Source organism: Nisaea nitritireducens (genome assembly GCF_014904795.1).
In the GTDB taxonomy this organism is placed as follows: domain Bacteria; phylum Pseudomonadota; class Alphaproteobacteria; order Thalassobaculales; family Thalassobaculaceae; genus Nisaea; species Nisaea nitritireducens.
In genome coordinates this window covers 16,710-37,781 of sequence record NZ_JACZFS010000055.1, presented here as the reverse complement: position 1 = coordinate 37,781, position 21,072 = coordinate 16,710, and the positions used below count along the sequence as shown (strand labels likewise).

At 61.8% G+C, this 21,072-nt stretch carries 22 protein-coding genes; 8 read left to right on the top strand and 14 right to left on the bottom strand.

From position 1 onward, the window contains the following. Positions 1–10: 10 nt before the first annotated feature. The 6 genes from IG629_RS18020 to IG629_RS17995 form a co-directional block, all read right to left on the bottom strand. A complete protein-coding gene (locus IG629_RS18020; protein ID WP_319025124.1) occupies positions 11–1,363 on the bottom strand; it encodes a M16 family metallopeptidase in 1,353 nt (450 codons plus the stop codon). Between the two features lie 176 nt (positions 1,364–1,539). Continuing rightward, positions 1,540–2,130, bottom strand: coding sequence for a DUF3035 domain-containing protein (locus IG629_RS18015; RefSeq protein ID WP_193173315.1), 591 nt, complete (start codon positions 2,128–2,130; stop codon positions 1,540–1,542). Between the two features lie 31 nt (positions 2,131–2,161). Then, on the bottom strand, positions 2,162–2,680 hold the full coding sequence (lspA, locus tag IG629_RS18010) for a signal peptidase II (RefSeq protein WP_319025123.1): 519 nt from the start codon (positions 2,678–2,680) through the stop codon (positions 2,162–2,164). 4 nt (positions 2,681–2,684) lie between these two features. Then, positions 2,685–5,492: an isoleucine--tRNA ligase gene (ileS, locus tag IG629_RS18005; RefSeq protein WP_193173313.1), complete on the bottom strand. Its 2,808-nt coding sequence runs from the start codon at positions 5,490–5,492 to the stop codon at positions 2,685–2,687. A 41-nt stretch (positions 5,493–5,533) separates the two neighbouring features. Continuing rightward, positions 5,534–6,466: a bifunctional riboflavin kinase/FAD synthetase gene (locus IG629_RS18000; RefSeq protein ID WP_193173312.1), complete on the bottom strand. Its 933-nt coding sequence runs from the start codon at positions 6,464–6,466 to the stop codon at positions 5,534–5,536. Positions 6,467–6,478: 12 nt separating this feature from the next. Beyond that, complete coding sequence (locus tag IG629_RS17995; RefSeq protein ID WP_193173311.1) at positions 6,479–6,934, bottom strand: MaoC family dehydratase; 456 nt, start codon at positions 6,932–6,934, stop codon at positions 6,479–6,481. 107 nt (positions 6,935–7,041) lie between these two features. Between IG629_RS17995 and IG629_RS17990 the strand changes: the two genes are divergently transcribed. Then, the gene (locus IG629_RS17990) at positions 7,042–7,815 is read left to right on the top strand and encodes a 2-keto-4-pentenoate hydratase (RefSeq protein WP_193173310.1); all 774 of its coding nucleotides are present in this window, start codon (positions 7,042–7,044) and stop codon (positions 7,813–7,815) included. Positions 7,816–7,830: 15 nt separating this feature from the next. On the opposite strand, the gene IG629_RS17985 is transcribed toward IG629_RS17990, so the two are convergent. Both IG629_RS17985 and IG629_RS17980 read right to left on the bottom strand, forming a co-directional pair. Next, positions 7,831–8,385: a hypothetical protein gene (locus IG629_RS17985; protein WP_193173309.1), complete on the bottom strand. Its 555-nt coding sequence runs from the start codon at positions 8,383–8,385 to the stop codon at positions 7,831–7,833. Positions 8,386–8,466: 81 nt separating this feature from the next. Continuing rightward, positions 8,467–9,879, bottom strand: coding sequence for an amidase (locus IG629_RS17980; protein ID WP_193173308.1), 1,413 nt, complete (start codon positions 9,877–9,879; stop codon positions 8,467–8,469). A gap of 224 nt (positions 9,880–10,103) precedes the next feature. Between IG629_RS17980 and IG629_RS17975 the strand changes: the two genes are divergently transcribed. From IG629_RS17975 to IG629_RS17960, 4 genes are all read left to right on the top strand, one after another. Then, positions 10,104–11,114 (top strand): Ldh family oxidoreductase, encoded by a 1,011-nt coding sequence (locus IG629_RS17975; RefSeq protein ID WP_193173307.1) that lies wholly within the window; start codon positions 10,104–10,106, stop codon positions 11,112–11,114. A gap of 29 nt (positions 11,115–11,143) precedes the next feature. Further along, positions 11,144–11,635, top strand: coding sequence for a GNAT family N-acetyltransferase (locus IG629_RS17970; protein WP_193173306.1), 492 nt, complete (start codon positions 11,144–11,146; stop codon positions 11,633–11,635). A gap of 83 nt (positions 11,636–11,718) precedes the next feature. Further along, the gene (locus IG629_RS17965; protein WP_193173305.1) at positions 11,719–12,561 is read left to right on the top strand and encodes a mechanosensitive ion channel family protein; all 843 of its coding nucleotides are present in this window, start codon (positions 11,719–11,721) and stop codon (positions 12,559–12,561) included. A gap of 90 nt (positions 12,562–12,651) precedes the next feature. Further along, positions 12,652–13,038, top strand: coding sequence for a hypothetical protein (locus IG629_RS17960; RefSeq protein ID WP_193173304.1), 387 nt, complete (start codon positions 12,652–12,654; stop codon positions 13,036–13,038). A gap of 31 nt (positions 13,039–13,069) precedes the next feature. On the opposite strand, the gene IG629_RS17955 is transcribed toward IG629_RS17960, so the two are convergent. The 4 genes from IG629_RS17955 to IG629_RS17940 all read right to left on the bottom strand — a co-directional run bounded on the left by IG629_RS17955 (position 13,070) and on the right by IG629_RS17940 (position 15,358). Further along, positions 13,070–13,714 carry a hypothetical protein gene (locus tag IG629_RS17955; protein WP_193173303.1) on the bottom strand — a complete coding sequence of 215 codons (645 nt, stop codon included), beginning with the start codon at positions 13,712–13,714 and terminating at the stop codon, positions 13,070–13,072. Positions 13,715–13,919: 205 nt separating this feature from the next. Then, positions 13,920–14,297, bottom strand: coding sequence for a hypothetical protein (locus IG629_RS17950; protein WP_193173302.1), 378 nt, complete (start codon positions 14,295–14,297; stop codon positions 13,920–13,922). A 67-nt stretch (positions 14,298–14,364) separates the two neighbouring features. Further along, on the bottom strand, positions 14,365–14,814 hold the full coding sequence (locus IG629_RS17945) for a hypothetical protein (protein WP_193173301.1): 450 nt from the start codon (positions 14,812–14,814) through the stop codon (positions 14,365–14,367). Between the two features lie 58 nt (positions 14,815–14,872). Then, positions 14,873–15,358: a response regulator gene (locus IG629_RS17940; RefSeq protein WP_193173300.1), complete on the bottom strand. Its 486-nt coding sequence runs from the start codon at positions 15,356–15,358 to the stop codon at positions 14,873–14,875. A 346-nt stretch (positions 15,359–15,704) separates the two neighbouring features. On the opposite strand from IG629_RS17940, the gene IG629_RS17935 reads away from it, so the two are divergent. Together IG629_RS17935 and IG629_RS17930 are read left to right on the top strand one after the other, a co-directional pair. Continuing rightward, on the top strand, positions 15,705–16,391 hold the full coding sequence (locus tag IG629_RS17935) for a gamma-glutamylcyclotransferase (protein WP_193173299.1): 687 nt from the start codon (positions 15,705–15,707) through the stop codon (positions 16,389–16,391). An 84-nt stretch (positions 16,392–16,475) separates the two neighbouring features. Further along, positions 16,476–18,887, top strand: coding sequence for a Lon protease family protein (locus IG629_RS17930; protein WP_193173298.1), 2,412 nt, complete (start codon positions 16,476–16,478; stop codon positions 18,885–18,887). Positions 18,888–18,890: 3 nt separating this feature from the next. On the opposite strand, the gene IG629_RS17925 is transcribed toward IG629_RS17930, so the two are convergent. Then, positions 18,891–19,907 (bottom strand): lipid II:glycine glycyltransferase FemX, encoded by a 1,017-nt coding sequence (locus tag IG629_RS17925; protein ID WP_193173297.1) that lies wholly within the window; start codon positions 19,905–19,907, stop codon positions 18,891–18,893. 41 nt (positions 19,908–19,948) lie between these two features. Here IG629_RS17925 and IG629_RS17920 point away from each other — a divergent pair, with 41 nt between their 5' ends. Then, the gene (locus tag IG629_RS17920) at positions 19,949–20,158 is read left to right on the top strand and encodes a hypothetical protein (protein ID WP_193173296.1); all 210 of its coding nucleotides are present in this window, start codon (positions 19,949–19,951) and stop codon (positions 20,156–20,158) included. Here IG629_RS17920 and ltnD read toward each other — a convergent pair whose 3' ends face one another. After that, positions 20,159–21,070, bottom strand: coding sequence for an L-threonate dehydrogenase (gene ltnD, locus IG629_RS17915; RefSeq protein WP_193173295.1), 912 nt, complete (start codon positions 21,068–21,070; stop codon positions 20,159–20,161). Between the last annotated feature and the right edge of the window lie 2 nt (positions 21,071–21,072).

Below are 21,072 nucleotides of genomic sequence, written 5' to 3'. Positions count from 1 at the left end.
CATTCTCTCCTCAGCTAGCCGGTTTCGGGCGCAGGATGCTGGTGACATGCGCCGGCGTTCCCAGAACTGCCCGCGCCGCCTGCATGACCTGTTCCTGTGTCACCGCACCCACCTGGTCCGGCCAGCTTTCGATTTCCTCGATGGTGCGCCCGATGGCAAGCGCCTGCCCCACGGCGTGGGCCGGAGCCGTCACGCTGTCGCGGGCATAGACTGCGCTGGTCTTCATCGACTTGACCGCGCGCGCAACGTCCTGCACATCGACGCCGTCACGCAGAATGGCCGCGAGCTCCGCTTCAAAAGCCGCCTCCAGTTCCTCGACGGTCTTTCCTTCCGCCGGTACGGCATAGAAGAAAAATGTTCCCGGACCGATGCTGCTGCCGCTGTAGGACGCACCGGCCGAGAGCGCGATTTTCTGGTCTATCACCAATGCCTTGTAGAGCCTGCTGGTCGCCCCGCCGCCGATCACTTCCGCCAGCACGGCGAGCGGCATGACTTGATCGCTTTCGCCGTAGAACCGGCTCGGCGCCTGATAGCGGCGGCTCCAGCTGATCTGGCCGACCTGCGGGTGCGAAAATGCGACCCGGCGGGCGCTGATCTGCTCCGGCTCCATCGGCCGGTTACGGTCAGGCACCGCCCGCGCCGGAATGACACCGTAATATTTCTCCGCCAACGGCTTCAGCTCATCCATGGTGATGTCGCCCGCCACCACCAGCACGGCATTATTCGGCGCATACCATTTCCGGTAGAAAGCCAGCGCGTTCTCCCGGGTGAGCGCCTTGATCTCATGCGCCCAGCCGATCAGCGGGCGGCGATAAGGATAGTTCAGATAGAGCGCCGCGTTGGTACGCTCGCCCAGCAACGAGCCGGGACTGTTGTCGATCCGGGAACGGCGCTCTTCCAGCACCACCTCGCGCTCCGACGCGACCTCGTCCGGGTCCAGCGTCAGGTTCACCATCCGGTCGGCTTCCATTTCCATCACCAGCGGCAACTTGTCCGAGGCGATGGTCTGAAAGTAAGCGGTGTAGTCGTACCCGGTGAAAGCGTTTCCTTCCCCGCCGTTGCGGGAAACGGTGCGGGAAAACTCGCCGGAGGGAACCGTCTCGGTGCCCTTGAAAAGGAGGTGCTCGAGGAAATGCGCGAGGCCTGTCTCGCCCGGCGCCTCATCCGCCCCGCCGACCTTGTACCAGACCATATGGGTGACCACGGGTACCCGGCGATCGGTGATGGCGACGACCTGCATGCCGTTCGCGAGCGTGATGCTCTCCGGCTCGTAGACTTTCGCGTCGGCCGCTCCGCCGATCATCAGAACCGCAATCGCCATCAAAGCCAGCATCATGCGTTCCGGGATCATCCTTGATTTCACTGTCAGTCTCCTGCCTCGGGTGACGGCCTGTCCCTGAATTCCGGCAATACGAGATATGGAAAAGTTTACGGCAGGAACAAGGCGGCCGCGCCGGATCGCCATTATTCGTCAAAACAAAAAGGCGCGGTTCAGAACACCGCGCCTTTCAATCTTCGTCGATCTGCCGGCCGACCCGCCTAGAACAGGCCCTTCCGTTTGCGCTGGATGATCGGCGTATCGCCGGCTGTCGGCTCGTTGCCGAGTGCTGCATTTTCCTGCAACCGCTTCTGCTCGGCCTGTGCGTCGACAACAACGCCGCGCGGCGCCTTCTCACGCCAGAAGAGCAGATTGTCGATCAGGTATTCCTCTTCGTAGACGAAAGAGCCGGTCTCCTGATTGACCGTTTGACGGATACCCGGCTCGGCACTGGCCGTATTCAGCAATTGCCGCATCTTCGACTCGCCTGGCGTTTGCCGGGAAACAGCCGCGCTCGGCGCCGACGACGGAACCGTTCCTGCAGTGCCGGAAACCGTGCTCTGGTTGCCGCTTCCCAGCACCAGCCGCTCGGCACTCTTCGTCACGTCACGTTCTTGCGGCCGCGGCTCCCCCGGGGTCGGCGGGCGCAGGGCAAAGTTCGGCGGCACGCTGAGCGGCGGGCGCGCGACCACCGCGAATTCATCCGGTGCCTGTTTGGTGTTGCCGATCGCTTTCTGAATATCGCTACACCCCTGCAGGCCGATTACTGCGGCGCAGAGGGCGAAGCCGACAGTACGACTGACCCTGATCATTCCATGCTACTCCGGTCGATGGCTGTCCCGTTCATTCTCCGTCTTTCCCTGTCATCTGGGGATCGGAGCGATGCGAGTCACCAAGAAAGCTATCAAACAACAGAAATACTACGCCAACCGATATCGCGCTATCGGCAAGATTAAAAGCTGGCCAATGGTACCCGAACGCATGCCAGTCGATGAAATCGACGACCGCATTATAGCGCAACCGGTCGATCACGTTCCCGATCGCCCCGCCGATGATCAGGCCGAGCGAGATCCGCAGCAACTGGCTTGGAGCCCGCGCCAACCAGACCAGAAGCCCGATCACCACGGCGACCGCGAAACCGGACAGATAGAATGGCGTCATCGGGTCGTCGCTCGCCAAGAGGCCGAAGCTGACCCCCCGGTTCCATACCGCGACCAGATTAAAGAATGGCGTCACCTCGACGACGGCCCCGTCACGAAACAGGGTCGCCAGCGCCCACTCCTTGGTCACCTGATCGGCGAGCACGACGATAAGGGCCAACAAGCCGCCGACGGTGAGGTTGCGTTTCAGACTACCCGGCACCTGATTACTCGGCCGCAGTCTCGAGGGTGCTGACCGCGTCCGCACAGCGTTTGCAGACCGGCGGCTCGACAACCTCGGGCAGGACTTTCCAGCAGCGCTCGCACTTGCCGCCATCGGCAAGGGCCGGAACCACCGCAATGCCCTCCACGTCTTCGAGACGGAAAGCTTCTTCCGGACCTTCACCGGCAATCAACTCGGCACCCGAGGTAATGAAGATCTCGGCTGCATCCAGACCGTCGAACGCCTTCAAGGCGGCTTCGCTGACATGGACATCCGGGGCTGCCTGCAGGGAGGAGCCGATCCGCTTCGCGTTGCGCTCCAGTTCCAGCGCGCCGGTGACGACGCGGCGGACATTCCGGATTTCGGCCCAGCGTGCCGCAACCGCATCGTCGCGCCAGCTTTCCGGCGTTTCCGGGAAGGTCCGCAGATGCACGGATTCCTCCGCCCCCATCCCGCGTGTTGTCCAGGCTTCTTCTGCGGTGAAGCAAAGCACCGGCGCGAGCCAGGCGGTCAGCCGGTTGAAGACCTCATCCAGCACCGTGCGCGCGGCCCGGCGGCGGACCGAGTCCGGCCGGTCGCAATAGAAGCTGTCCTTGCGGATATCGAAATAGAAAGCCGACAGATCCACGGCACAGAAATTGTGCAGCTGGGTGAACAGCGCGTGGAAATCGAATGCCTCGACCTTTTCCCGGATCATGGCATCCAGCTCCCAGAGCCGGTGCAGCACCCAGCGCTCCAGTTCCGGCATCTCGTCAACCGGCAGCCGTTCGGCTTCGGTAAAGCCGTCGAGATTGCCAAGCAGATAGCGCAGCGTGTTACGCAGGCGGCGATACTGGTCGGCCTGATGCTTCAGGATTTCCTTGCCGACGCGCAGATCCTCGGAATAGTCCGAATTCACCACCCAGAGACGCAGGATGTCGGCGCCGCTCTGGCCGATGACATCTTGCGGCGCGGTGATGTTGCCAAGAGACTTGGACATCTTGCGGCCGTTCTCGTCCAGCACGAAGCCGTGCGTCAGCACGGCATTATACGGCGCGCGTCCCCGAGTCCCGCAGCTTTCCAGCAGCGAGGAATGGAACCAGCCGCGATGCTGATCGGAGCCTTCGAGATAGAGATCCGCCGGCCATTGCAGGTCCGGGCGCTGCTCCAGCACGAAAGAGTGGGTCGACCCGCTTTCGAACCAGACCTCGACGATATCCTTGTTCTGCTCGTAATCGTCCGCGTTGTAATCGTTGCCGAGGAACCGGGACGGCTCGCTGGTGAACCAGGCGTCGGAGCCCTCTTCTTCGAAAATAGCCCCGATCCGGTCGATCACCGCCTGATCACGCAGCATTTCACCGGTCTTCTTCTCGACGAAAACCGGGATCGGCACGCCCCAGGTACGCTGACGGCTGATGCACCAGTCCGGCCGCTGCTCGATCATCGAGCGCAGTCGGGTCTGCCCGGCCTGCGGCACGAAGCGGGTCTCGTCGATCGCCTTCAGCGCGGTCTCACGCAGCTCGTTCGTCTCCATGGAGATGAACCATTGCGGCGTGTTGCGGAAGATCAGCGGCGCCTTGGAGCGCCAGGAATGCGGATAGGAGTGGGTGATGCTGCCCCGGGCCAGAAGGCCGCCCGCATCGCGCAGGATGGCGGAGATCTTCAGGTTATCTTCCAGCACATGCATACCGGCGAAGATGGGAACGTGATCGTAGAAATAACCGTCGTCCGCCACCGTCTGCGGGATCTCGAGGCCGTTCTCGTTACCGAGCACAAAGTCATCCGCGCCGTGGCCCGGCGCGATATGGACAAAGCCGGTACCGGCATCGGTCGTGACGAAATCGGCCAGCAGCAGCGGCACGTCGTAATCATAGCCCTGCCCGCGCAGCGGGTGGGCGAGAACGGAACCGGCGATATCGGCACCGGTCACGCGGGCCAGTTCGGTGGCGCTTTCGATCTTTGCGGCCTGCTTGACCTGGTCGAGCAGATCCACCCCGACGACAAGCTTTTCGCCCGGCTTGGCGAGGCTGTTTTCGCTGACCTCACCAACCTCGATGACCACATACTCGAACTCTTCACCGGCCGCGACGGCGCGGTTGCCCGGCATGGTCCAGGGAGTGGTGGTCCAGATCACCACCGCGGCCCCTTCGACGGCCGGATGCTTCGCTTCCACTACCGGGAACCGGACATGGATCGTGACCGACTTGTGATCGTGATACTCGACCTCGGCGTCGGCCAGAGCGGTCTTCTCGACCACCGACCACATGACCGGCTTGGCGCCCTTGTAGAGCCCGCCATTCATGATGAACTTGCCGATCTCGCGGGCGATCTGCGCTTCCGCCGGGAAGGTCATCGTCAGGTATGGCTGTTCCCAGTCGCCGGAGACGCCGAGCCGCTTGAATTCCTCGGTCTGGATATCGACCCATTTCTGGGCGAACTCGCGGCATTCGCGGCGGAACTCGATGACCGGGACAGTGTCCTTGTCGAGACCCTTCTCCCGGTACTGTTCCTCGATCTTCCACTCGATCGGCAGACCGTGACAGTCCCAGCCGGGCACGTAGTTCGCGTCCTTGCCGAGCATCTGCTGCGAGCGGTTGATGACGTCCTTCAGCACCTTGTTGAGCGCATGGCCCATATGCAGGTTGCCGTTCGCGTAGGGCGGGCCGTCATGCAGGATGAACTTCTCGGCGCCGGCGCGGCTCTCGCGCAGCTTCTTCCGGAGGCCGATCTCTTCCCAGTGCGCCAGAATCTCCGGCTCACGGGTCGGCAGGTTGCCGCGCATCGGGAAGTCGGTCTTCGGCAGAAAGACGGTCGTCTTATAGTCCACGCTCATCGGTTTTCTCTCTTGGCGGGCACTCTTAAGGCCCGCGCCTTTTATTCGGACAGTGTCTGGCGCGCGGCATCTGCGTCGCGCGCGATCTGCGCCTTCAGCTCGTCAAGGCCGCTAAATTTCATTTCCGGGCGGATAAAGTCAATGAATTGCACGCGGAGTTTTCGCCCATAGAGATCGGGCGAGACGTCGAACAGGTTCACTTCCAGCAACGGGCCCCGATCATTCACGGTCGGCCGACGTCCGAAATTCGCCACCCCGGACCACCAGATATCACTGTCCTCGTCGTGTGCGCGAACCGCGTAGACGCCATGCGCCGGGTGCATGATGTCTTCAAGCTGCAGGTTAGCCGTCGGAAACCCGATCGTGCGGCCGCGCTGGTCACCCTGGATCACGGTCGCCATCACTTCCCACGGCCGGCCAAGCAGGGCTGCCGCTCCGCGCGGATCGCCTTCTTTCAGGCATTGCCGGATCCGGCTGGAGGAATAGACCGCTCCGTCCTGTTCCGTCACCGGGTCGATAATGCTGACCCCGAAGCCGAGCCGGATACCGTATTCCTGCAACATCTCGGGTGTGCCGCGGCGGCGATGACCGAAGAAAAAATCATGGCCGATCACCACATGCCGCAACCCGAGGCCGCGGTGCAGAATACCGGTGATGAAATCTTCGGCTGAAACCTGGGAAAACTCCGCATCGAAGCCCAGCTCGAACAGGATGTTGGTTCCGAGCGCGGCAATGGCTTCCGCGCGCGCCGCAGCGGAGGTCAGCCGGAAAGCCGGAGCGTCCGGCTGGAACAGCATGCGGGGATGGGGCTCGAAGGTCAGGACGGCCGCAGGTGCACCGGCGAGTTGCGCCGCGTGCTGGGCCTGTCCGATGACCGCCTTGTGCCCGAGATGGACACCGTCGAAATTGCCGACCGCCGCTATTGCGCCGCGGTCATCGGTGGTTACGTCCGCAAGGCTACGTATGATCCGCATGATCCCGCCATCCTAGAGAGGACGGCTGGGTACCATGATCAGAGCATCCCCGTCGATCACCAACTGCTCATCCACCGAGCAACGCGTAGCGAACAGAACCCGGCTTTTCTCGGGCTCGATCTTCACCACCTCGATGACGGCCTTCACCACATCGCCATAGCGGACGGGGGCCGTGAATTTCAAATTCTGCTTCAGGTAAATGCTGCCTTGCCCCGGCATCACAACGCCAAACAGCGTGGAGAAGAACCCGGCCGAAATCATCCCGTGCGCAATGCGGTCCTTGAAAATGGTGCCGCGCGCATACTCCTTGTCGAAATGGAGCGGGTTCCGGTCTCCCGTAACTTCCGCGAATTCCTCGCCCATCGGTTCGGTCACCTGGCGCTCGAACTCGGCGCGCATACCGATCTCCAGATCTTCCAGAAAGTAGCGTCCGATCTTCTCCGGAGCGTGAGAAACAACAGGTGACATTAGACCTCCCGACATATTTTTTTGCACTGCAGCAAAGGAATATATCCATGGAGCACGCCCCCCTCAACTGCTTAGATAGGCGCAAGAAACGGGAGGAAACCAACCACATGATTGATATGGATAAATTGGCGGACTGCATTCTGGCTGCCCGGCTGGACGCAAAGATGCCCGCGCAGACCGAACACTGGTGCGGCAACACCGATATTGACGACGCCTACAGCGTTCAGATCAATGTTCTCAAAGGGATGGAGCGTCGCCGCGGCGGCAAGGTTATTGGCCGCAAGGTCGGCTGCACCAATCAGTCCGCGCGTGACCTGCTCGGTCTGAACGGTCCGTTTCATGGCGCGTTGTTATCGGACACAGCGATGGCAAGCCCGGCCCGGATCGCGCGCAGCGACTATCCTTTCATCGTGCTGGAGCCGGAATTCGCGCTGCGGCTCGGCAAACCGCTCGGACCGGAAGGCGCACCGCACACGGCCGAAAGCGTCGCCGGAGCCGTGGACGCGGTCCTGCCGGCGCTCGAGATCGTCTCCTCCTGTCACAAGGACTGGACCCGCGCCGGCCCGGCCCTCGTGATTGCCGACAACGGCTCGTCCTACGGCTGGGTACACGGAGAGCCCATCACGGATTGGGATGTCGATACCCTGATGAATGCCGAAGTCACGCTGCATGTCGATGGCGATCAGGTTGCAACAGGCAATGCCGGCAACGTCGATGGCGGACCGCTTGGTGTGCTGGCATGGCTTGCAGACCGGGTGGCATTGCCCGCCGGAGCCTTCGTCAGCACCGGCACAACAACGAGCGTCCATTTCGGCAACAAGGGAGATCAGGTGAAGGCACGGTTCGGGAAATTCGGAGAGGTCTCGGTCGAGATTGTCTAGCCCGCTCGAACAGTCCTAGTCCGCACGTCCTTCCAGTAAATCCTCCGGCTGGAAGACGAGCGCCGTACCCGCCATGCTGCAGGACAGGATGACATCCGGCTCGGCGCCATATCCGGGACAGGGAAGTTTGATCACGCTCCATTCGGATGCCCGATCATAGCTGGTGACGAAGCCGGAATTGGTGCCGATGGCCGGAATCGAGAGAATATCCTGGTAGAAAGGGATCAGGTTTCGCTCGACCATGGCCGGTGAGTGGCTCAGCAACTTGCCGGTCTCGTCTATCCCGAGACGATCGACGAGCTCCGAGCCCCAGAGGCGGCAGCGCATTTCGAAAGGACTTTCCGAGATGGTCTCGTCGATATGGATCCAGCCGTGCCAGCCGCCGAAATCATAGAAATCGAAGGCCGACCAGGACGGCAGCTTGCCGTCACGCCATTTGTCCCGCCAGATCTGGACAAACGCCCCCAGAGCACCAAACCGCCCCACCGGCACATCGACAGCGTGCAGACAAAACTGACGGCCTGGCGACGGTAGTGGCGAGATATAGGATTTCCAGGGCTTCGGCGTCACGATCACTCTGCACGTTCAACGAAGACCCTCACATCCTACTCCAGCCGTCTCCCGCCGAATAGAGCCCATCCCGGAGTGGCCTCAGATTGGGTCAATCGGCACCGCTGTCGCCTGACCGAGAACCGTCTCCAGCAAAGCGGAAGCCGAGAGCAAGGCTCCCTCGCCGCGCGGACCGGCTACGACCTGCAGGCCGACCGGCAGCCCTTCCGAGGTGAACCCGGCCGGCATCGACAGGGCCGGGAACGTCGTCAGCGTGATCGCATAGGCCATGGTCAGCCATTCGACATAATTGTCGAACGTATGCCCGTCGCATTCCGCGACATAGCGCTGCTCAACCGGATAGGGCGCCACGCAGGTCGCCGGAGACAGCAGCAGATCGTAGGTTTCGAAGAAGTCCACAGCCCGCTGGATATAAGCGCCGCGCGCCAACTGGACACGGGTGAAATCCTCGATGCTGTAATCCAGCGCCTTCTCGATGTTCCAGATTACTTCCGGCTTCAGCTTGTCGCGATGCTCTTCCAGGAGCTTCCGCTTGGTCATGTAGAAACCTTCCGCGCGCAAGGCCTGGAAGATGTCCTGGACGTCATGAAAATCCGGATGCGCTTCCTCGACTTTCACGCCGAGGGATTCAAACCGGAGCGCGGCTTCCTCACAGATCTTCGCAACTTCCGGGTCCACCGGCGTGCATCCCAGATCCCGCGAGAAAGCGACCCGCTTGGGCAGTCGCTGAGCCTTGACCGCATCGCTGAAGCTCTCCAGCGGAGAGGCCAGCGAGATCGGGTCCCGCGGATGCTCGCCCGACATGGCGTCCAGCATCATGGCCACATCGGTCACGTTCCGCGCCATCGGCCCCGCGACCGGCAGGTTTGCGAACGGCAGACCGTCCGGGCCGCGTGCAACCCGTCCCGGGCTCGGCCGCAGGCCAACGATGGAACAGAAACTGGCCGGATTGCGCAACGAACCTCCGGTATCCGAGCCCTGAGCCAGCCAGGCTGTGCCGGAGGCCAGTGCCGCAGCGGACCCACCGGAAGATCCGGCAACGCTGCGTTTCTGGTTCCACGGGTTCAGCGTGGTACCCAACACTTCGTTAAAGGTGTTTCCGCCGGCGCCGAATTCCGGTGTGTTGGCTTTCGCGTAAACGACACCGCCATTCTTTTCCAGCGTCTGCACGACAAGGTCGGAGTGGTCGGGAATATGATCCGCGAAGATTGGCGAGCCGTACGTTGTGCGGACCCCCTTCACCTCTTCCAGATCCTTGATCGCGACCGGCATCCCCAGCAGCGTGCCGCGCTCGTCCTTGGGCTTCTCCATCAGAGCCTTGGCCGCGTCGCGGGCGCGCTCGAAACAGAGGGTCGGCAACGCGTTGATCTTCGGCTCGACCTCGGCAATCCGTGTTTCGAGAGAGTCCAACAGATCAAGCGGTGAAACCTCATCCTTTGCCAGCAGGTCTCGGATTTCGGTCGCAGTTTTCCAGATGAGGGTAGTGTCGGACATAAGGACTCCAGTCAAGGAAGACGCGGATTAGCGCATGGCGGGAGCGAAAGAGTACTCCAAACCGGGCTGGCTGCAAGCCAAAGCCAAGCCAGAACCAAGATAGAGTCTGTTGCCAATCCGGACCCGCCCGCATGCCGGTAAGGTCGCGTTGACAAGAAAGAAGGCCCGTCGCAAGTTCAGCCACGCCCTGGCTCCCTTGGACGAACCTCACCGGAGAACGCCCCATGCAGATTTCGCTCGACGCGCTGCAGACCCTGATCGCGAAAGCTTTCGAGAACAGCAAGGTGGCTCCGGATACGGCGCAGATCGTGGCGAAAGCTCTGGTCCGGGCGGAGGCGGACGGCATTTCCTCGCACGGCGTCGCCCGTGTCCCGCCCTATGCGGAACAGGCCAAATGCGGAAAAGTCGACGGCTTCGCCAAGCCCACGATCAACCGCACACGCCCGGGCGTGATCAATGTGGACAGCCATATCGGGTTTGCTTTCCCGGCCGTCGAGCTGGGCCTCCAAGAAGGAATAAAAGCGGCTCGTGAAGCTGGCATGGCGGCCATCGGGATCGCCCATTCCCATCATTTCGGCGCCGCCGGCCATCATGTCGAGGACGCGGCAAATGCCGGACTGGTCGCCCTGGCCTTTTCCAACACCCCATCCGCCATCGCACCCTGGGGCGGGTCCCGCGCGCTTTACGGCACCAACCCGATTGCTTTCGCCTGGCCGCGCTCCGACCAAACACCAATGGTGATCGACCTGTCCGTCTCCACCGTCGCCCGCGGCAAGGTCACACTTGCTGCAAAAGCAGGAGAGCCGATCCCGTCCGACTGGGCTTTCGATGCGGACGGCAATCCGACGACCGACGCAAAGGCGGCCCTTGCCGGCTCCATGGCGCCGCTTGGCGGAGCCGGGGCCGGCGCAAAGGGCGCGGCTCTCGCGCTCATGATCGAGTTGCTTTGTGGCGCGCTCACCGGCTCTAACTTCGGCTATCAGGGTACGTCTTTCTTCGAGCCGACCGGTGCCCCGCCCTCCATCGGTCACATGATCCTGCTCTTCGATCCCGCCGCGTTCGGCGGTGCCGACAGTTTTGACGAGCGGGCCGAGGAGATGTTCGGCGAGATCCTGGCACAGGATGGTGCCCGGCTCCCCGGCGACCGCCGTCTGAAGCTCCGTGAGGCAGCGGCACGCGACGGTGTCGATATCCCCGACGATCTTCTCGAAGACATCAAATCCCGCGCCTCCTGACCCTCTCTCATGCTCCATCGGAACTGACCATGACCGACATAATCACCATCCGCCGCGCCACCCGCGAAGACGTTCACCAGATGTTCGAGATGGTCCGCGGACTCGCGGACTATGTGAAGGAAACCCACCTGCTGCGCGCATCGGAAGAAGACCTGCTGCGGGACGGCTTCGGTGCTGTTCCTCGCTTCAAGGCTTTCGTCGCAGACGACGGCACGGGCAAGCTGCTTGGCAGCGTGATCTATTCCGCCAATTACTCGACCTGGATCGGCCGGTCCGCCTGCTATATCGACGATCTCTTCGTTACCGAGGCGGCACGTGGCAAGGGGATCGGCCGCCGGCTTGTCGCGGCGGTGGCTGCCGAAGCGATTGCCGAGGGGCACGGCCGGATATCGCTAACCGTGCTGGACTGGAACCCGGCCCGCGAGGCCTATCGCAGCCTTGGCTTCGAACATGAAGAAAACGCTCTGCGCTACACGGTTTCAGGCGACGCCCTGAGCAAACTGGCGGCCTCGGCGGATTGATCCATCTGGCGCGGCGCTTGACACCGCCTCCGCTTTGACGACCAAATCAACAAACAATTTTAGATAAATGAAGGATTCGGCTCATGGAAATTGATGTTGCCGGTGAAGTGAACGTTCTCTGGGAAGAAACCCAGGCTGCCCTGGCCACCTATGGCCTTGATGTCCTTGGTGCTGTTCTGATCCTCCTCTTCGGCTGGATTGTCGCCGGTTGGGCCGGACGCGCCACACGGGGTGCCGTGGACAAGATCGCGTGGATGGACGGCACGATCAAACCGCTGATCTCCTCCATCGTCCGCTATCTCGTGGTCATCATTACCGTTGTCGCGGTGCTGAACCGCTTCGGCGTGCAGACCACCAGTATCATCGCCGTGCTCGGTGCCGCCGGCCTCGCCGTTGGCCTCGCCCTGCAAGGCACGCTCAGCAATGTTGCGGCCGGCGTGATGATCCTGTTCCTGCGGCCCTTCAAGGTCGGCGACTATGTGAGCGCGGGCGGCACTGGCGGCACCGTAGCCGAGGTCGGGCTTTTCACCACCGAGCTGACCACACCGGACAATGTCTTCATCTCGGTGCCAAACAGCCAGATCATCAACAGTGCTGTCAGCAACTTCTCCCGGCACGCGACCCGGCGCATCGATATCGTCGTCGGCATCGGATACGGCAGCAATATCGACACCGCTTTCGGCGCCCTGATGAAACTGGCCGAGGATGACGAGCGGGTTCTGGCCGACCCGAAACCTGAGGTCACCGTGCGTGAGCTGGCCGACAGCTCGGTCAATATCGGCCTCCGGTTCTGGGTGAATGCGTCGGACTACTGGCCGACCCTGTTCGCCTTCAACAAAGCCGTGAAGGAAGCTCTCGACGCCAACGGTATCGAAATTCCGTTCCCGCAGCGTGTGATCGAAATGCGCGGCGCGAAACAAGACTGAAAGCTTCGGCTCAGTAACGGAATGCGCGGACCGACCTGATCTATGCTATTGTATGGGAACGGATTCGGTCCGCGATCTGGCAGGTGACGAATGGCTAAAGACTACGCCCGAACAAAAGCCCTCGAAGCGCTGGAGGCAACAGGCAACAATCGTCACGAGGCTGCCTTGCTGCTCAGGGTCTGGGCCGAGAGCGACGACAAGTTGAAATCCGCGCTGGTCGGACCGTTTCTCAACAATCTTTGTGCTCTTGCGGTGCAGCGGGCGATGTCCACCGGTGCCCCGCGGCGCAAACCGGCGAGCAAGCGCGCCCGTCCGAAGGACAATGCCGCAACACTTCTGGAAGCGATCAGCAAGGGCGGGGCCCAGACCATGTCGAGCACCCGCAGCTCCGCACCGCCGCCACCGGCCGGCAGTGCCCGCCATAAACAGGCGGTCACTCTTCTGGCCGCCGCGTTCAAACCGGGCGGAAAATCCTGAAGCCGTAAAATCCCGGAACCGGAGGCGGTCCTTATTTGGGCCGCGCCTCGACCATGTTTTCATAGAGATTGGCAAGGTAGGTCGGATCCGCGCCGATGCTGACCTGCTGGTTCGTCTGGTTGCGGATTTCCGCAGTCTCGGCAACCCCGGCCGCGACCATCTCGGGAGTCGGCTCGTCGGGAACGACAACCTGGCCGTTCTTGATCAGCCCGGCCAGCATATCCTGGGAATGCTTGCGGAAACGCTGGAACGAGGAATCCATTCCGCCGCTGTCGCGCCGCGCACGCGGATTGGATGCCCGTGACAGGGCCATCGAAAAGATGTCGAGGATCAGGTTCGGATTGTAGGTCTCGATCCAGCCGTCAACCATGGCGCCGAAGACCGCTTCGACATAGACCCGAGCGCCACGCTGCCCCATCAGGCCGCCGGCAAGCGTCTTGTCGGCCGCCGCGATCATGCCGTCCGTCGGCTCCTTCGGGACGATCGCGAAGCCAGCCAGCTCAAGCGACTGAACGACGCCTTCACTGTCTTTCTTGTATTTCTCCCACTCATTCTCGATCAGGAACGAGCCCAGGATATCGACCTGGTCATTCTGGACACGGTTCAGGAACCGCGCGAATTCTTTGGCAACATGTTCAACGACAATGAACTGTTGCACCGGCTCCCTGCCGCGCATCGTCAACTCCTCAACTGGACCGGCTCGCTCAGCCGGTCAAATACCAGCCCTAATCTTTAAGTGGATCGCGATCGCGTCCAGCAAAACAAAATTATATTCAAATTGCGCCAAACACTAGCCGATACGGGCATCGAAAAACAATGCCGATCATTCAAAACAGTCACAACTGGGGGCTGGGCATGTGGCGACGCGCACGCCCCGCTCGCTAACGGGTTGTGCGGGAAAGAAAGCGCGGCGGCGACTGCATGTCTCCACCAGCCGCCGGTTGTCTTGCCGGACGCGCCCTGCGTTGCGATGCGTCCATATCCCGCCAATCGCGCTCGGTACCGAACGGGGCAGCCTCCCCGAGCTCTTCCCGGATGATCGCATGGGCCAAGTGTTCAGCGGCCGAACCGATGTCGCTACGCTGCCAGTCCGGCAAGGCGTCGAAAGCGGCACGGGCCATGAAACGGTCGATCTGCTTGCCTGACGTATAGGCGCGCCGGATTTCCCGGGTGACCTTGTCGGACGGCCCCAGCTTCTCGGAAACCGTATCCGAAAGAATGCCCAGTGCTTTGCGGTCCGTTCTGTCGAAGTCGGCCATCGGAGGCTCCAGTTAAACACGTACTCCTAAGATAAGGGCACGACGTCATTCTGTCACGAGTTTGCGCTCAGCTGAATTTTCGGACAGCCGCCCTGAGACCGCTGAGCACCTGATCTTCCAGGATCCCGCCATTATCCGTGATGCGGTCAGCGATCACGACATACATGGCATCGATGTGCAGCTGCAGGATTTCAAACTGGATACGGCCCAGCGTCTGGCGCTCGGTCACGAAATCGTTCAGGGTCGTCGCGATCAGACTGAGGACCTGATAACCGATTGTGCCGCCCATGCCCTTGATCTGCAGGCTTTCCTCGAACACCAGCTTCAGCAGATCCACATCGCTCATCTGGCCATCGGTCCGGGCCTGCGTGCTTGCCCGCAGTTTGCGCAGGCGTGCCGCAAGATCGACCACGAACTTCTCGCGGGATTCATTGACCACTTCTTCCAGACGGCGCAGGACCCCGGGACTGAGGCGCAAGTCCATCCCGGTCGTGCTGTTGGCGGCACGCTGAGTCAAATCCTCCGCCGGAGGCAAAAGCTTTGATTTTGCCACAGTCAATTCGACATCCTAGCTGCTAATCCCGCCGGTCCGGCCCATTATAAGGCACCTGACGGCGGCGCCGGTCAGGACCAAAATACTCGTTACTGTCTACGAAAGCACGCGGCCGCGCAACGATACCGACCATCCGCCGGTAGAAACCTTCAACGCCGTAGGGCTTTGCAATGAATTCGGTCACGCCTGCGTCGCGGGCTTCGAAGACATGCTCTTTCGCCGACATCGCGGACATCACCAGGATCGGCATCTGCTTGTGCGCTCTGGTTTTACCGTCGCGCACCATGCGGATCAGCTCGAGGCCACTGCGGGGAGGCAAATGGAGTTCGGTCAACAGGACGTCAACGGAATCGGAGCCGAGAACCTCAATTCCCTCATCGAAACTGTGCGCCACGAACACCGTCACCGCCCCCATCGTTAGCAGCAGGTCACGCGCCAGATCAGCCGAAAGCGCATTGCCGTCGACGATCAAAAAATGGACGCCATTGAAATCTACTTTTTCCGCCATGAACGGATATGCCTTCCCCCGAAAACCTGACCTATACCTTAAACCCGATGCGGTCGCCCGCTTGGATTTTGAGAGCTATCAAGGCCTTCCCATAAAATCCGCACGCACAATCCGTACCATATGCGGCGCCAGTCACAAATCTCAGCCGCCCGAACGGGTTGATCGACCATAATTTCACGCATTTGGCGTGACGAACACACGCATTTGTGATCGCCCGGTCACGACCATGCGGTTCGCCGCGCAATATCGAACCGGTGTGTAACCCCTTTCATTCTACCTGAAATCGCACAAGACCGATCCAACTGTCGGACTTGCCCGGCCCGCCAAGTCCGCTAGGCTCGTTTACATGGCTGATCAGCAACATGTCCCCCTCAATCGCGACACGATCCGCTCGGGTCACATCCGCGACCTGATCCGAAAACATGCCCTCACTTACAAGGTACTGAGTGACGAGGAGCTTCACGCATCTCTCATCTCCATGTTTGCTGCTGACCAGCCCGAGACGGACGTATGGCTGTTCGGCTACGGATCACTGATCTGGAACCCGTCTTTTCATTTCGCCGAGAAGCGCTGCGCTACCGCCCACGGTTATCACCGGCGGTTCTGCCTGCAGACGCATCTTGGACGCGGATCGCCCGAGGTGCCCGGCCTGACGCTCGCCCTGGACCGGGGCGGATGCTGCCGCGGCGTCGCTTTCCGCATCGAGAAGGAAAAAGCTGCCGAGGAACTCGAAATTGTCTGGCGTCGGGAAATGGTGAGCGATGCTTATATTCCGCGCTGGCTTTCCATGACCGGGCCGGACGGCCCCTTCAAGGCCCTCGGTTTCGTGATGAACCGTACCCACGAACGCTATGTCGGCCAGCTCCCCGAAGAGGAGATGGCCCAGACAATCGAGCGGGCCAGCGGCTTTCTCGGCCCCTGCGCGGACTATCTTTTCAACACGGTAGAGCATCTCGACGAGCTGGGCATGCCTGACCGGGGTCTGACCCGGCTGCGCGACCGCGTGCTGGAAATTCGCGACGGCGGCGACTAGCCCAATCAGCCTTCTACAGACTAAGGTTTTCACCCGCTTCGATCCGGCGACCCGTATTAGGGTCAGCCCCTAAGGAATCCAGTAATGCCCGTGAAGCCCCTCGCCGCCAAGGACCTCTACACCAGGACAGATCTCGGGACGCTTTCAATCAAGAGCACCGAAGACCTTAAAGATATCGAGGCCCTGATCGGTCAGGAACGCGCTCTCGGAGCCGTGCGCTTCGCCACCCGAATGCAGCAGCGAGGATACAATCTCTTCGTCATCGGGCCGAAAGGTTCCGGCAAGCACATGGCGGTGAAGCGCTTCCTGGAACAGCGCAAGGCAGAGCTCGAGGCACCGCAGGACTGGGTCTATGTGCACAATTTCGAGAACGCCTACACGCCAACCGCAATTGCCCTGCCCCCCGGACGGGCCGAGCCGTTCCGGCGCGCCATGCTGGAGCTGGTGACCGACCTCAATGCGGTGATCCCTGCGCTGTTCGAAAGCGAGGATTACCGCCTGCGGATCGATGCCGTGAACAAGGAGGCTGCGGAAAAGCAGCAGAATGCCCTCGAAGCCGTCGACAAAAAGGCTCGAAAACAACGACTAACGCTGATCAGAACGCCCCAGGGCTTCGCTTTCGCGCCGCTTTCCGGCAAGACGCCGATGGCACCCGAAACCTTCCAGAAGCTCCCCGAGGCCGCCCGGAAGCGTTATCAGGACGCGACCAAGAGCATGATGGAGGTGCTGCAAAAAACCCTCCGCTCCCTGCCGAATATCGAACGAGACCGCCATCGTACCCTGAGAAAAATCAACCGCGAGACCGCCCGCCGCGTCATCGAACAAGAAATTGCGGACGTCGAAAAGGAAATGACCGGGGCCGATGCGGCCCTCAAGCACCTGAAGGCCGTCGCCGACGATATGGTCGAGAATATCGGCCTGTTCCTGAACACCGAGGAAGGTGGCCCGGACGCTATCCCGAACGACAGCGGCGAAAGCGCGGTCGAGAACGACCCGATGCATCGCTACCAGGTCAACGTTCTGGTCGCGAACCGCCCGGCGGGCGGCGCACCGGTCATCGTCGAAGACCATCCGGCATTGAGCAAGCTGATCGGCCGGATCGAATACTACGCACATATGGGCACACTGATCGCGGACTTCTCGCTCATTCAGTCCGGCGCCCTGCATCGGGCCAATGGCGGGTTCCTGCTGATCAACGCGGACAAACTGCTGCTGAACCCGATGAGTTGGGAAGCTCTGAAACGCGCACTCTATGCTGAACAGATAACCATAGAGGCCCCCAACATGACCACGGCAACGGCGACTGTGGTCTCGCTGCAGCCGGACCCGATCCCGCTCGACCTGAAAATCGTGCTGTTCGGTGACTACCGGCTCTATCTGCTGCTCTCGGCACTCGACCCGGATTTTCAGGATCTCTTCAAGGTTGCCGCAGACTTCGAAGAAGCGATGGAACGGACACCGGAAAACGACCAGCTGTTTGCCCGGCTGGTCGCGACCATCGCCCGCAACAACAAGCTGCGGCCCTTCGCTTGCGCAGCGATCGAACGCGTCATGGAACACGCCGCCCGGCTGGCTGCGGATTCGGAACGGCTGTCGACCCGTGTCGGCCAGATTGCCGACCTGATGCGCGAGGCCGACTACTGGGCCGGTGAAGAAGGCAGGAAAAGCGTCTCCCGCTCGGATGTGGAGGCCTCCATCACCGCGCAAATTCATCGGGCCGATCGCCTCAGGGAGCGGACGGTCGAGGAAATCACACGCGGCACGGTGCTGATCGACAGTGACGGCGCGAAGGTCGGCCAGGTCAACGGTCTGTCAGTATTGTCCATCGGCAATTTCGCATTCGGCAAGCCCAGCCGGATTTCCGCCACGGTCAGGGTCGGTGCCGGGAAGGTCATCGATATCGAGCGCGAGGTCGAGCTTGGGGGCCCGCTGCATTCCAAGGGCGTGATGATTCTCTCGGGCTATCTGGCGCAGAATTACGCCGAAGATGCCCCGATGGCGCTCGCGGCGACGCTGACCTTCGAGCAGTCCTATGGCGGCGTCGACGGAGACAGCGCCTCCTCGGCAGAGCTCTACGCCCTGCTGTCGGCTCTTTCCAAGCTCCCTCTCGACCAGTCTCTGGCCGTCACCGGCTCGGTGAACCAGATGGGCGAGGTTCAGGCCATCGGTGGCGTGAACGAAAAGATCGAGGGGTTCTTCGATGTCTGCGTGGCGCGCGGCCTGACCGGGAAACAGGGCGTGCTGATACCCGCCTCGAACATAAAGCATCTGATGCTGCGGCAAGATGTCGTCGAGGCCTGCCGCGAGAAGAAGTTCCGCATCCTGCCAATTGCCACGATCGCGGAAGGCATCGAGGTGCTGACGGGAAAGAAGGCCGGCAAGCGCGGGGCCGGCGGGAAATATCCGTCGGGCAGCGTCAATCGGCTGGTTGAAGACCGGTTGGTCGGCTTCGCGGCCCTCCGGGCCAAAGCTGCGGCGAGAACGAAAGAAACCTGATCGCTAGAGATACGTCCCCGCCAGCGTCACCAACTCGCCGCCAACACCGAGCTTGAAGCGAGAGACGCCGGGCATGTGCAAGCCGTCGACGCCGCCGAGATCGAGCCATTCCACACCGGTTTCCTTGAGCTTGATGATGGCTTTCCAGAGCAGCAGATTGTGGGCTTGCTTCTCGCGCCCCTCCACACCGGTCCAGCCGACATAGTAGGTCGCGGAATTACCGTGCCGGATGGTGAGGATCGCCGCGATCGGCTCGCTGCCGACATAGGCGGTGAAAACCTGTGTCGCGCGCTTGTCGCGTCCGCTATCGGCGATGGCGGCAACGAAGGCGCCTGCCGGTGCCCGGAACTTGCGCCGCTTCCTGTGCTGGTCATGCCGGGTCAGCAGCCATTCCAGCGGCGCGCCGCCAAAACCGCTGCGCACCCGGATCGGCTCCGCTTCCGCGAGCTTGAGCTGGTTCCGCCATTTCATATGCAAACCGGCCCGGAGCGTCTCCAGGTCACGCCGGAGATCCAGCCAGACAGTGCTGTAGCCGGTCACCATCGGGCGCATGCCAATGCCGCGCAGGAGCGCATCGCTGTCCGCGCTGGCGGGGAGTTCCGGGGTCATGAAGAAGAGATTGAGCCGAGCGACCGGATAACGCTGTTTTATGAGATTGAAGATCGCCGCGCGTTCCGTCTCCGAAACATCCGCCAGGAAGACCGGGCCCCGCGTTAGTTTGGCAATCCGAAAACCGCCCGGAAACCGCCATTCGAGGATCAGGGCAAGCGCCACCCGCTCCGGGCCGCGCATGAAGACCGCCGTGACGGGGGTATAGGCGGAGGCGCGCGACATGGCCATGCCATACGCCGATGATTGCTCCAGCGCCGAGCGGTCCGCCTTTGCGATCAGCTCGTCCCAGCGCCGCTGATCGACCGCGTCCCAGAGCGCGACGATGCCGTCCTGCTCCTCACCACGCTTATCTTTCAGTGGCCGGTCGCTTTTCTCTTTGGCTTTCTGGGCTTTGGCGGCAGCCGCCATTCAAGGTTCCCCCGTCCCCGTTCCGCGGCTAGTCTTAGCCCATGTCCGTGCTCGCACAATTCAAAAAACCGCCCGTGATTCACGGCCACCGGATTCCCGGCCGCCGCTTCACACGCTGGGCCGCGCTCTATTTTATGGGCTTCGTTGCCCTGCCGATTCTCGGTTTCACGTTGCTGCTCGACCTGATCGGCTACCTGCTGGCGGTGAAGCTGTTCGGCGCGTCCTGTTACGGCCTGCTCTGCCTGCTCTGATCAATCGTCCTTGCTTTCCGGCAAGTCTATCCCGGCGAGTTTCTGGAACACCTTGATGACGGCGGAATCGTCCTCTGTTCCCAGCCCGGCCGCTGCCGCACCGAGGAACTGCTGGTGTGCCGCCGCCGACAGCGGCAAGGGGAAGGTCAGCTCCTTGCCGGTCTCCAGCACAATGCCAAGATCCTTCACGAAGATATTCACCGCACTGAGCGGAGCGTAATCCCCGTCGAGGATGTGCGGCACCCGGTTGTTGAACATCCAGGAAGCACCGGCGGAATTGGAAATCACTTCGAACAGGTCTGTGGGCGCCACACCGGCACGAATGCCAAGCGCCATGGCTTCCGCCGCCGCCGCGATATGCACACCTGCAAGCAATTGGTTGATGGTCTTTACGGTCGAGCCCGGCCCGGCCTGATCGCCCAGCCGGTAGACCTTCGCGGCAATCGCGTTCAGCAGAAAGTCCGCCGCCTCGAATGCCGCCGGCGTGCCGGAGCCCATCACCGTCATCTCGCCGGTCGCCGCCTTGGCCGCGCCGCCGCTGACCGGCGCATCAACCATCAGCAGGCCATGCTCCGCCAGCCGGCCCTCAAGCTCTCGTGCATAGGCGGCAGGGACCGTGCTGCTGGCAACAACGACGGCGCCTTTTTTCATATGTTTGACCGCACCGGTCTCGCCGAACAGCACGCTTTCGGTCTGGGCCGCGTTTACCACAAGCACCAGCAGCGCATCCACTTTCGATGCCTGCTCTGCCGGGTTTGCCGCGCCCTTGCCGCCGTTCGCCGCAAAATCCGCGACGGACTCGGCGCGCACATCCGTTCCCCAGGTCTCGACCCCGGCCGCGACAAGGGAGCGGGCCGCGCCCATCCCCATCGAGCCAAGGCCGATAACCCCGGCGATACGTCCTTCAGTCATTA